General features: G+C 60.7%; 12 protein-coding genes. 9 read left to right on the top strand and 3 right to left on the bottom strand.

The features are described from left to right. Positions 1-392: 392 nt before the first annotated feature. Positions 393-1,169 (bottom strand): enoyl-CoA hydratase, encoded by a 777-nt coding sequence (locus ACQ4WZ_RS24455; RefSeq protein ID WP_436574713.1) that lies wholly within the window; start codon positions 1,167-1,169, stop codon positions 393-395. Positions 1,170-1,245: 76 nt separating this feature from the next. Between ACQ4WZ_RS24455 and ACQ4WZ_RS24450 the strand changes: the two genes are divergently transcribed. Next, on the top strand, positions 1,246-2,547 hold the full coding sequence (locus ACQ4WZ_RS24450) for an MFS transporter (RefSeq protein WP_436574712.1): 1,302 nt from the start codon (positions 1,246-1,248) through the stop codon (positions 2,545-2,547). A 137-nt stretch (positions 2,548-2,684) separates the two neighbouring features. Next, the gene (locus tag ACQ4WZ_RS24445) at positions 2,685-3,122 is read left to right on the top strand and encodes a universal stress protein (RefSeq protein WP_101483758.1); all 438 of its coding nucleotides are present in this window, start codon (positions 2,685-2,687) and stop codon (positions 3,120-3,122) included. Between the two features lie 40 nt (positions 3,123-3,162). On the opposite strand, the gene mltA is transcribed toward ACQ4WZ_RS24445, so the two are convergent. After that, the gene (gene mltA / locus ACQ4WZ_RS24440; protein ID WP_436574711.1) at positions 3,163-4,365 is read right to left on the bottom strand and encodes a murein transglycosylase A; all 1,203 of its coding nucleotides are present in this window, start codon (positions 4,363-4,365) and stop codon (positions 3,163-3,165) included. A gap of 76 nt (positions 4,366-4,441) precedes the next feature. Between mltA and ACQ4WZ_RS24435 the strand changes: the two genes are divergently transcribed. After that, positions 4,442-4,588 carry a hypothetical protein gene (locus ACQ4WZ_RS24435; RefSeq protein WP_166674646.1) on the top strand — a complete coding sequence of 49 codons (147 nt, stop codon included), beginning with the start codon at positions 4,442-4,444 and terminating at the stop codon, positions 4,586-4,588. A gap of 24 nt (positions 4,589-4,612) precedes the next feature. Here ACQ4WZ_RS24435 and apaG read toward each other — a convergent pair whose 3' ends face one another. Continuing rightward, positions 4,613-4,987 carry a Co2+/Mg2+ efflux facilitator ApaG/CorD gene (gene apaG, locus ACQ4WZ_RS24430; RefSeq protein WP_034753698.1) on the bottom strand — a complete coding sequence of 125 codons (375 nt, stop codon included), beginning with the start codon at positions 4,985-4,987 and terminating at the stop codon, positions 4,613-4,615. 169 nt (positions 4,988-5,156) lie between these two features. Between apaG and rpe the strand changes: the two genes are divergently transcribed. The 6 genes from rpe to trpC all read left to right on the top strand — a co-directional run bounded on the left by rpe (position 5,157) and on the right by trpC (position 10,785). After that, positions 5,157-5,831, top strand: coding sequence for a ribulose-phosphate 3-epimerase (gene rpe / locus ACQ4WZ_RS24425; protein ID WP_133988713.1), 675 nt, complete (start codon positions 5,157-5,159; stop codon positions 5,829-5,831). Beyond that, positions 5,831-6,547 carry a phosphoglycolate phosphatase gene (locus ACQ4WZ_RS24420; protein ID WP_101483756.1) on the top strand — a complete coding sequence of 239 codons (717 nt, stop codon included), beginning with the start codon at positions 5,831-5,833 and terminating at the stop codon, positions 6,545-6,547. The genes rpe and ACQ4WZ_RS24420 overlap by 1 nt, the downstream gene beginning before the upstream one ends. Positions 6,548-6,779: 232 nt before the next feature. Next, positions 6,780-8,276, top strand: a complete 1,497-nt coding sequence (gene trpE / locus ACQ4WZ_RS24415; RefSeq protein ID WP_101483755.1) for an anthranilate synthase component I — start codon at positions 6,780-6,782, stop codon at positions 8,274-8,276. Between the two features lies 1 nt (position 8,277). Continuing rightward, a complete protein-coding gene (locus ACQ4WZ_RS24410; protein WP_101483754.1) occupies positions 8,278-8,841 on the top strand; it encodes an aminodeoxychorismate/anthranilate synthase component II in 564 nt (187 codons plus the stop codon). A gap of 65 nt (positions 8,842-8,906) precedes the next feature. Beyond that, positions 8,907-9,950, top strand: a complete 1,044-nt coding sequence (gene trpD, locus ACQ4WZ_RS24405; RefSeq protein WP_436574710.1) for an anthranilate phosphoribosyltransferase — start codon at positions 8,907-8,909, stop codon at positions 9,948-9,950. 34 nt (positions 9,951-9,984) lie between these two features. Continuing rightward, the gene (trpC, locus tag ACQ4WZ_RS24400) at positions 9,985-10,785 is read left to right on the top strand and encodes an indole-3-glycerol phosphate synthase TrpC (protein ID WP_101483752.1); all 801 of its coding nucleotides are present in this window, start codon (positions 9,985-9,987) and stop codon (positions 10,783-10,785) included. Positions 10,786-10,799 lie beyond the last annotated feature (14 nt).

Raw genomic sequence — 10,799 nt, 5'->3', positions numbered from 1 at the left:
CTTTGCCATTTTATTGGCACCGTCTTGCGACGGGTCGCTCACTCAAAAAACTGACAGGCTACTTCCGAAGAAGTATCCTATTTCATTATTTCTTGTGAACATTTGATATTTTAAGTTTTACAGCGATCCGAAGATCACTGCTGCACTTACATCAAATGCCCACACTTATCGACTGTTAATTGTTAAAGAACGGTATTCGGTACTGCTTTCGCGCTATCGACAAAGCGTTGTGTTTGTCAGCTGCGAAGAAGGAAGATTATGAAGCATTTTGCTACGTCCGTCAACCCCCGTTTTTCAGCGCATTGCGCTTAAAAACTTTTTACTATCCAGCCCCGGAAGGCTGTCCCCTTTGCGCCGCAAACTAGTGCGTCTCATCGGGGAGGCGAATCATATCAAAGACCGCCGAAGTTTGGCAAGCGCTTTTCCAAGAAAGCGTGCATGCCTTCTTTTTGCGCGGGCGTACCAAAGGCGGCCTGGAACAAGCGACGCTCGTAGGCAACGCCATCGGTCAGGGTGGTTTCAAAGGCGCGGTTGACGCAATCCTTGATCATCATGGCGACCGAGGTGGGCATGGCGGCGATGGTCTTGGCAGCGGCCAGCGCTTCTTCCAGCAATTTATCGGCCGGTACCACGCGCGATACCAGGCCGATGCGTTCCGCTTCCACTGCATCGATGGTGCGTGCCGTCAGCAGCAGATCCATGGCCTTGGCCTTGCCGATGGCGCGCGGCAGACGCTGCGTGCCGCCAGCACCTGGCGTGACCCCCACCTTGATTTCCGGCTGGCCAAATTTGGCGCTGTCGGCAGCGATCAGGAAGTCGCACATCATGGCCAGTTCGCAGCCGCCACCGAGTGCGTAACCCGCTACGGCGCCCACTACGGGTTTGCGCACCCGCAAGATATGCTCCCAATTGCGGCTGATATAACCCTGGGTGAAGGTGTCCGGATAGGTGTAATCGGCCATGGCGGCGATGTCGGCGCCAGCGGCAAACGCCTTTTCGCTGCCCGTGAGCACGATACAGCCGATATTGTCATCCGCGTCGAACTTCAACAGGGCGTCGCCCAGCTCATTCATCATGTTGTCGTTCAAGGCGTTGAGCGCCTTCGGGCGATTCAGGCGGATGACCGCCACTTTGTCCTGGATGTCGATGATCAGGTCTTCGTATTGCATAGTGTCTCCTCTCGATGAACGGTGTGACGATTGTAGCGGCTAACGGCAGCGGTGCGACAGGCGCACTGCTATTATTGTGAGCCCGATCACCTTTACCGAGCAGCGTATTTTCACCTCCCTCTTCCAGTACTGCGCCCGCTACCTGCGCGGCGACGGCAGCGTCGCCAGCGTCAATTTTCGCCGCCTATGGTTCAGCAACGGCCTCAATTGCTTCGGCGCCCAGATCACCTCGCTGGCCCTGCCCCTGTGCGCGGTGCTGCTACTGCATGCGACGCCGGAACAGATGGGGGTGCTGGTCGCCCTGCAGGCGCTGCCGTTCGCCCTCTTCGGCTTGCCCGTCGGCGTACTGCTGGACCGGCGCAGCAAGCACCCCATCATGCTGCTCAGCGAAAGCATGTCGGGCCTGGCCCTGGCCAGCGTGGCGGTCGCCTACTGGTGCGGCGTGCTGTCGATGCCGTGGTTATATATAGTGGGATTCATCATCGGCACGGGCTTTGTTGTCGGTGGCGGCGCCGAACAGGTTTTCCTGACCTTTTTGGTGGGCCGCGATGGCTTGATCGATGCGCAGTCGAAATTTGCCGCCACCGAATCGGCTTCGCGCCTGATCGGTCCCGGCCTGGCCGGCGTGCTGGTTCAGGTCTTGTCGGCGCCCGTCGCCATCCTGTGCACGGCTTGTGGCTATTTAGTTTCGGTCTGCAACCTGCGCGCCATGAGCGTGCGCGACCCGCGTCCCGCGCCGTCCGACAAGCACGCCCTGCGCGACATCGCTGACGGCTTGCTGTTTGTCTGGCGTGAACCACTGCTGCGCGCGCTGGCCTGGGGCGCCGGCATCTGGCACTTCCTGTTTTACGCCAGCATGGCTTTGACGGTGCTGTTCGCCACGCGCGACCTGGGCATGAGTCCTGGCGTGCTGGGCATGACGCAGATGCTCGGTGGCGCCGGCGTACTGCTTAGCGCCTTTATCGTCAAGCCGCTGACGCGCCGCTATGGCGCCGGCAGAACCATCCTGATCGGACTCGCTTCCACCTCCGTGTGCTTTGCCCTGACGCCCACCATCCCCGCCGCCTTGTTCGGCAGCACAGCCGCCAGCGCCGTGGCATATGCCGTGCTGATGTTCTTTTTTGATTGCGGCGTGATGCTGTTCTTTATTCCCTACCTGGGCTTGCGCCAGAAGGTCACGCCCGACCCCATGCTGGGCCGCATGACCTCGACCATGCGTTTCCTGACGGTGGCGACGGCGCCGCTGGGCGCGCTGGCTGCCGGCTGGGTAGCGCAACACTTTGGCGTGCGCAATGGCCTGGCGTGCATCGCGGCAGGCGGCATTGCACTGACCATCGCCATGGTGTGGGGCACGCCGCTGCGTAGCGTGCGCACCTGAAGCGACGAACGGGCATACACTGCTGAAAGATTGCCTTGGCGACACTATTCATGCCAAAGCCTATGAGGTTTGATTTACATCAAGGTTTTCATTGATGTAAATCCATAAGCTGTCTTACATCACTCTAGGAGCACGTCATGTTTAACACCATCTTATTTCCCACCGACGGTTCGCCGCTGTCCGACAAAGCCGCCGAGACGGCCCTCGCCTTCGCTCAATTGAACAAGGCCAAGCTGGTTACCATCAGCGTGGTGCAGCCCTTCCCGTTCTCGCCGATGGCCGATGGCGGCATCGTGCTCGACGCCGGTTTGTACGAGCAACAAATGCAGGAATCATCGCAACGCGCCGTTGACAAGATCGGCGAAGCGGCACGCGCTGTCGGCGTGCCCTTCGAAGGCGTAGTCGTCGTCTCGCCAAGCCCACACGAGGAAATCGTCAATGCGGCGCAAACCTACCATTGCGACATCATCCTGATGGCCTCGCATGGCCGCAAAGGCTTGAACAAGCTGTTCGTGGGCAGCGAAACGCAAAAAGTACTGGCGCATACACAGCTGCCAGTCATGGTCCTGCGCTAACCTTGCGCTAGCGCAATCCCCGTCCGGCGCCGCGACAAACTCAGCGCGCCGGCGCCTGCTTCGGCAACAACACCCACACGGCGCCGCTCTGCTTCATGCGGCCCGCATTCTCCGCCGCTTCCGCACCGAAACCAAAGAAGTAATCGACCCGGATGGGCCCGCGAATGGCGCCGCCCGTATCCTGCGCCATCACCAGGCGCTGCATGGGAATCTCGCTATTGGATTGCGTGGTGGACAGGAACACGGGCGCACCCAGCGGCAGGAAGCGCGAATCGATGGCGACCGAACGCTGCGGCGTCAACGGCACGCCCAATGCGCCCTTCGGTCCCACTTTGGGATCGGGCAGGCGCTCTTCCTTGAAAAAGACATAGCTCGGGTTAGCGTTGAACAATTCATCTTTGCGCGTGGGATGGCCGGCGATCCACGCCTTGATGCCCTGCGCTGACGCCTGGCTCAGCGTCAGCTCGCCCTTGTCGACCAGGTAACGTCCGATCGATTTGTACGGGTGACCGTTCTGGTCCGCGTACGCCACGCGCACGGTTTCCTGCGTATCGGTCAGCTGCACGCGCCCGGAACCCTGCACCTGCAGGAAGAACGCTTCGACTTCGTCATCCACCCACAGCAATTCCTTACCCGTGACGGACGTGGCGCGCTCGATGTCGGCACGGGTCGCATACGGTATCACCTTCTTGCCGACCAGCTTGCCGCGCAAGCGCATATTCTTCAATTCCGGATATACGCCGGACAAATCGACCGAGACCAGATCGTCGGGCACCTTGTACAGCGGTGTCTGATATGGACCGCCGCGCTTGCGCGCCCCGTGCAGCAGCGGTTCGTAATAGCCGGTCACCAAACCGGTACTGGCGCCATCGGCGGTGACGACTTGATTGGGCACAAAGAAGGTCTCGAAGAACAGGCGGATGGCCTTGTCGCTATCCGCATTCACCTGGCGCGCGATCGTGCACGACTCCTTCCAGTCCGGGCGTTTCACCAGCACCCCGCACGAAGCCATGAACGCTGGCCAGGCGGCGCGCATGTCGTCGCGGGCCCAACCTGGCAAGGCGGCAAACTTGGCGGGCACGAAAGTGGGCGCCGCCACATCCGTGGCATCCTTGGCATCCGCCGGTTTGGCAGGTACAGGCTTGACGACGGTCGGAGCAATGGCGGGCGCCTTGCCGCTGGAGGCAGCGGACGGCGTGGGCGGCGTGGTGCATGCGGACAAAGCAAGCGCGACGGCGCCCATTGAAACGGGTAGACTACCGCGTGTCAGTAGACGGCGGGTAAATACTAAGCTGCGGGTAAATAACATAGGGGTGCGTATGTGGATCTTGATGATAGAGGCGCTGGTGGCGTTCTTCTTGCTGGCATTTATAGTCTGGTGGACCATGTATTCGGGTAAAAAACCCGCGCCACCTGCACGCAAGCAGCTCAGCGAAGAACAGGACCGCACCGAAAAACTGAAATAAGGGGCGCGAGCCCCACGTCACTCGTTAATGCAGGGTGCGCGGCACCGACAGCACGAACTCGGGAATCGGCGCTTCGAATTGATGGCCATCCTCGGCCACGCAAAAGTATTCGCCGTGCATCGAGCCTTGCGGCGTACCCAGCATGGTACCGCTCGTGTATTCGAACTGCTCGCCCGGCTGCAGCAACGGCTGGTGGCCGACGGCGCCCAGGCCGCGCACCTCTTCCACCTTGTTGTTCGCATCCGTGATGACCCAGTGGCGCGAAATCAGCTGCGCGCCAGCTGTGCCCGTGTTGACGACGCGTATCGTGTAGCTGAACACGTGCCGCCCCTGGTCCGGTGCCGATTGCTCGGGCAGATATTGCGTCTTGACCGTTACCGTAAATTCATAAGTCGCCATCGTCATTCCTATTCAGACATTGCCAGTCGTGTATTGTGTGTCGCGCGCGCCGCATTGGCCATCGCGCGATGCGTATTCTGTGTTTCACTGTACTTCAATGAAGCATGGTAACGGCGCCAAGCGTAAAATAGCGCATCTTCGCATTTTCTACTCTAAGCCCTTAGCCACCATGACAACATTCCGTATCGCTCCCAGCATCCTGTCCGCCGACTTTGCCCGTCTGGGCGAAGAAGTGCGCAACGTCGTTACCGCCGGCGCCGACATCATCCACTTCGACGTGATGGATAACCATTATGTGCCGAACCTGACCATCGGCCCGCTGGTGTGCGAGGCTATCCGCCCGCACGTGCAAGTACCCATCGATGTGCACCTGATGGTGAAGCCTGTCGATCGCATTATCCCGGATTTCGCCAAGGCTGGCGCGAACATCATCACCTTCCATCCGGAAGCGTCGGATCACGTTGACCGTTCCTTGCAGCTGATCCGCGACAATGGCTGCAAATCGGGCCTGGTTTTCAACCCGGGCACGCCGCTGCACTACCTGGAACACGTGATGGACAAGATCGACATCATCCTGATCATGTCGGTCAACCCCGGCTTCGGCGGCCAGTCCTTCATTCCACAAGCGCTGAAGAAAATCGCAGAAGCACGCCGCATGATCGACGAATCCGGACGTGACATCATGCTGGAAGTCGATGGCGGCATCAAGATCGACAACATCGCCGCGGCCGCCGCTGCCGGCGCCGACACCTTCGTCGCTGGTTCGGCCATCTTCGGCAAGCCTGACTACAAGGCAGTCATCGACGCCATGCGTGCCGAATTGGCAAAAGTGAAGGGCGCCTGATGCAAGCAGGCACGGTGAAAGACCACGTACTGGCCGGCGTGCGCGCCGCCATCATCGACCTCGATGGCACGATGCTCGACACCGTGCCCGATTTTCATGTCGCCATCAATGGCATGCGCGCGGAACTGGATCTGGCGCCCATCAGCGCCGACGCCATCAAACTGATGGTGGGCAAGGGCTCGGAAAACCTGATCCGCACCGTGCTGGCGCTCGACTTCGATGCGGCCGGCGTGGAACAGCGTTTCGAGCAGGCAATGGAGGCTTACCAGCGCCACTACCTGGCCATCAATGGCCAGTTCAGCACCCTGTATCCGGACGTGGAAGCAGGGCTGGCGGCAATGAAGGCGGCGGGCCTGCGCCTGGCCTGCGTCACCAACAAGCCGATCGCCTTCGCCCTGCCCCTGCTGAAGCAGAAAAACCTGGCACAGTATTTCGAGATCGTCTACGGGGGCGATTCGCTGCCGAAGAAAAAACCACACCCCATGCCACTGCTGCAAGTGTGCGCGGACTTCGATCTGGCGCCCGCCAAAGTGGTGGCCATCGGCGACTCCTCGAATGACGCGCAAGCGGCACGGGCTGCGGCTTGCCCCGTCTTGACCGTACCGTATGGTTACAACCACGGACACTCTATACACGACACCGATTCCGATGGTATAGTAAATACGCTGCTCGAAGCAGCGCATTTTATAAGCATGCACAACAGACCAGCATACTGACCAACACCACATCGTGAACACGTTTCTCATCAAAAAACACAATGTCACCCAAACCGGCTCGATTGAGGCCTGGCTTTGGCGACGCTGGCAATCCTGGCAGGCCTAAGGGCCGAGCCGTGTAAGATTGCTGTCGGCTGCGCGCGCGCACCGGCAGGTTTTTTGATAACCCACCGCAGGGTTTGTGTTTTATAAGCACGACGCACACGCGTACCCTGGCGGCATGGAGAGACACATGACCGAACTCGAATTCAAATCGCTGGCCCAACAAGGCTACAACCGCATCCCCCTGATCGCTGAAGCTTTTGCCGACCTGGAAACCCCGCTCACGCTGTACCTGAAACTGGCGCAAACCCAGCAAGGCGGCAAGAACACCTTCCTGCTCGAATCCGTCGTCGGCGGCGAACGCTTCGGCCGCTATTCCTTCATCGGCTTGCCCGCCACGACCGTCTTGCGCAGCCATGGCAACCGCACCGAGATCGTCAAGAACGGTGCCGTGATCGAAGAGCACGAAGGCAATCCGCTCGACTTCATCGAACAGTACCAGTCTCGCTTCAAGGTGGCCCTGCGCCCTGGCATGCCGCGTTTCTGTGGCGGCCTGGCTGGCTACTTCGGCTACGACACCGTACGCCACATCGAGAAAAAACTGGCAGGGGGCGCGCCGAAAGACGACTTGAACCTGCCCGACATCCAGTTGATGGTGACGGAGGAACTGGCGGTCATCGACAACCTGTCCGGCAAACTGTACCTGATCGTCTACGCCGACACCACGCAGCCCGAGTCGTTCAGCAAGGCTCGCCAGCGCCTGAAAGACTTGCGCATGATGTTGCGCCGCGGCGTCGATGCGCCCGTTACCAGCGCCTCCGTGCGTACGGAAACCATCCGCGATTTTTCCAAGGAAGACTATTTGAAGGCGGTGGCCAAGGCGCACGAATACGTGATGGCCGGAGACTTGATGCAGGTACAGATCGGCCAGCGCATCCGCAAACCGTATGTCGATTCTCCGCTGACCCTGTACCGCGCCCTGCGGTCGCTCAATCCGTCGCCGTACATGTACTTCTATAATTTCGGCGACATGCAGATCATCGGCGCCTCGCCCGAGATTTTGGTGCGCAACGAGAAGCTGGCGGACGGCGGCAAGAAAGTCACCTTGCGCCCCATCGCCGGCACCCGTCCTCGCGGCGCCACGCCAGAGCGCGACGCCGAGCTGTCGGCTGAACTGCTGGCCGATCCGAAAGAGATCGCCGAACACGTGATGCTGATCGACCTGGCCCGCAACGACATCGGCCGCATCGCCGAAACGGGCAGCGTGCAAGTCACCGACCGCATGGTCATCGAAAAATACTCGCACGTGCAGCACATCGTCTCGAACGTGGAAGGCACTTTGAAAGACGGCCTGTCGAACCTGGACGTGCTGCGCGCCACCTTCCCGGCCGGCACCCTGACGGGCGCGCCGAAAGTGCGCGCCATGGAAGTGATCGACGAGCTGGAAATCACCAAACGCGGCATCTATGGCGGCGCATGCGGCTACCTGTCGTTTGGCGGCGAAATGGACGTGGCGATCGCCATCCGCACGGGCGTGATCAAGGACGGCATGCTGTACGTGCAGGCTGCGGCCGGCATCGTGGCCGACTCCATCCCCGAAATGGAATGGCAGGAAACCGAAAACAAGGCGCGCGCCGTATTGCGCGCCGCCGAACAAGTGCAAGATGGCCTGGATGGGGAGTTTTAAGATGCTGCTGATGATCGACAACTATGACTCCTTCACCTACAACATCGTGCAGTATTTCGGCGAGTTGGGCGAAGACGTGCGGGTCTACCGCAACGATGAAATCACGATCGAACAGATCGAAGCGCTGAACCCGGACCGCATCTGCATCTCGCCCGGCCCGAAAGCTCCAAAGCAGGCGGGTATTTCGGTGGAAGTGCTCAAGCACTTCGCCGGCAAGAAACCGATACTGGGCGTCTGTCTGGGGCATCAGGCCATCGGCGAAGCATTTGGTGGCAAGGTCATCCGCGCCAAGCAGGTCATGCATGGCAAGACTTCCGTCATCGCGCATACGGGTGTGGGTGTCTTCAAGGACATCCCCAGCCCCTTCACAGTGATCCGCTACCACTCTTTGGCGATCGAACGCGCCTCGCTGCCTTCCTGCCTGGAAGTGACGGCGTGGACGGACGACGGCGAAATCATGGGCGTGCGCCACCGGGAATACGATATCGAGGGGGTGCAGTTCCACCCCGAATCGATCCTCTCGGAGCACGGCCACGCCCTGCTGAAGAATTTCCTCGAGCGCTGATTCCATGCGCACGCCACGGCGTGCCATCAGTGTCCTCCTGCGCCATCATTGAAGAAGGAAGCATCATGCCGATCACCCCACAAGAAGCCCTGCTGCGCTGCATCGAACACCGCGAAATCTTTCACGACGAAATGCTCTACCTGTTCCGCCAGATCATGTCCGGCGAAATGTCGCCCACCATGATCGCGGCGCTCACCATGGGCTTGCGCGTGAAAAAGGAAACCATCGGCGAAATCGCCGCCGCCGCGCAAGTGATGCGCGAGTTTTCCACCAAGGTGCCCATGGCCGACACCACCAACCTGCTCGACATCGTCGGCACGGGCGGCGACGGCGCGCACACTTTTAATATCTCCACCGCCTCGATGTTCGTGGCGGCGGCAGCCGGCGCGCGCGTGGCCAAGCATGGCGGACGCAGCGTCTCGTCCTCGTCCGGCAGCGCCGACGTGCTGGACTCCCTGGGCGTCAACATCAACCTGCAGCCCGAGCAGATCGCCCAGTCGATCGCGCAGACGGGCATCGGCTTCATGTACGCACCGAACCACCACGCGGCCATGAAGCATGCGGCGCCCGTGCGCAAGGAACTGGGCGTGCGCACGATTTTCAATATCCTGGGGCCTCTGACGAACCCGGCCGGCGCGCCGAACATTCTGATGGGCGTGTTCCACGCCGACCTGGTCGGCATCCAGGTACGCGTGCTGCAGCGCCTGGGCGCGCAGCATGCCATCGTCGTGTATGGCCGCGACAATATGGATGAAGTGTCGCTGGGCGCAGCCACCATGGTGGGCGAATTGATCAACGGCGAAATCCGTGAATATGAAATCCATCCCGAAGATTTCGGCATGTCGATGATCGCCAGCCGCAACCTGAAAGTGGCTGATTCCATCGAATCGAAGGCCAAGATGATGGAAGCGCTGCGCGGCGAACCCGGTGCGGCAGCTGACATCGTCGCCCTGAATGCGGGCACGGCGCTGTACGCGGCCGGCGTAGCCAGTTCGATCGAAGACGGCCTGGCCCATGCGCGCAAGGCCGTCAGCTCGGGCGCCGCGCTGGCGAAACTCGATCAGTTCGTGCAGGTGACGCAGCAACTGGGCACCCCGGCGCAGGCGTAAGCTCCCCGCCCTCCTTTTTAGAATAGCGACCATCATGTCCGACATACTCGATAAAATCCTGGCCGTGAAGGCCGACGAAGTGGCCAAGGCCAAAGCCCACCGCAGCCTGGCCAGCCTGCGCGGCGACGTGGAAAGCGACAGTGCTCTGCGCGCCGGCCTGCGCGGCTTTGAAGCGAGCCTGCGCCAGCACATCGCCGCCGGCAAGCCCGGCATCATCGCCGAAGTAAAAAAGGCGTCGCCATCGAAAGGCGTGATCCGCGCGGACTTCCGCCCGGCCGACATCGCCGCCAGCTATGCGGCGCATGGCGCGGCTTGCCTGTCCGTGCTGACAGACGAGCAGTTCTTCCAGGGGGCCGTGGACTATCTGCAGCAAGCGCGCGCCGCCTGCGCCATCCCCGTGCTGCGCAAGGATTTCATGGTCGACATGTACCAGATCTATGAAGCGCGGGCCATGGGTGCGGACTGCATCCTGCTGATCGTGGCCGCGCTCGACCACGGTCTGATGGCCGAAATGGAATCGTGCGCCCACGAACTGGGCATGGGCGTGCTGATCGAAAGCCACGACGGCGAAGAACTGACGGCAGCGCTCAAGCTCAAGAGCGCGCTGATCGGCATCAACAACCGCAACCTGCGCACGTTTGAGACCTCGCTCGACACGACCATCAATCTCTTGCCGCGCATCCCGCAAGACAAATTGATCATCACGGAATCGGGCATCCACAGCACGGCCGACGTGAAACGCATGCGCGATGCGCACATCCACAGCTTCCTCGTGGGCGAAGCGTTCATGCGCGCGCCAGACCCCGGCGTGGAGCTGGAACGCCTGTTTAGTTAAAACATGCTAGTCTG

It is taken from the genome of Janthinobacterium darwini (assembly GCF_051380905.1).
In the GTDB taxonomy this organism is placed as follows: Bacteria; Pseudomonadota; Gammaproteobacteria; order Burkholderiales; family Burkholderiaceae_D; genus Janthinobacterium.
This window is presented reverse-complemented; position numbering and strand designations above follow the sequence as displayed.

What these genes read in the sequence shown, in the direction of transcription:
- ACQ4WZ_RS24420 (WP_101483756.1), top strand. Translation starts at nt 5,831, where the DNA reads ATGCAAGCAGGCACGGTGAAAGACCACGTACTGGCCGGCGTGCGCGCC.
- trpC (WP_101483752.1), top strand. Translation starts at nt 9,985, where the DNA reads ATGTCCGACATACTCGATAAAATCCTGGCCGTGAAGGCCGACGAAGTG.
- ACQ4WZ_RS24410 (WP_101483754.1), top strand. Translation starts at nt 8,278, where the DNA reads ATGCTGCTGATGATCGACAACTATGACTCCTTCACCTACAACATCGTG.
- apaG (WP_034753698.1), bottom strand. Translation starts at nt 4,987, where the DNA reads ATGGCGACTTATGAATTTACGGTAACGGTCAAGACGCAATATCTGCCC.
- rpe (WP_133988713.1), top strand. Translation starts at nt 5,157, where the DNA reads ATGACAACATTCCGTATCGCTCCCAGCATCCTGTCCGCCGACTTTGCC.
- trpD (WP_436574710.1), top strand. Translation starts at nt 8,907, where the DNA reads ATGCCGATCACCCCACAAGAAGCCCTGCTGCGCTGCATCGAACACCGC.
- ACQ4WZ_RS24435 (WP_166674646.1), top strand. Translation starts at nt 4,442, where the DNA reads ATGTGGATCTTGATGATAGAGGCGCTGGTGGCGTTCTTCTTGCTGGCA.
- trpE (WP_101483755.1), top strand. Translation starts at nt 6,780, where the DNA reads ATGACCGAACTCGAATTCAAATCGCTGGCCCAACAAGGCTACAACCGC.
- ACQ4WZ_RS24445 (WP_101483758.1), top strand. Translation starts at nt 2,685, where the DNA reads ATGTTTAACACCATCTTATTTCCCACCGACGGTTCGCCGCTGTCCGAC.
- mltA (WP_436574711.1), bottom strand. Translation starts at nt 4,365, where the DNA reads ATGGGCGCCGTCGCGCTTGCTTTGTCCGCATGCACCACGCCGCCCACG.
- ACQ4WZ_RS24455 (WP_436574713.1), bottom strand. Translation starts at nt 1,169, where the DNA reads ATGCAATACGAAGACCTGATCATCGACATCCAGGACAAAGTGGCGGTC.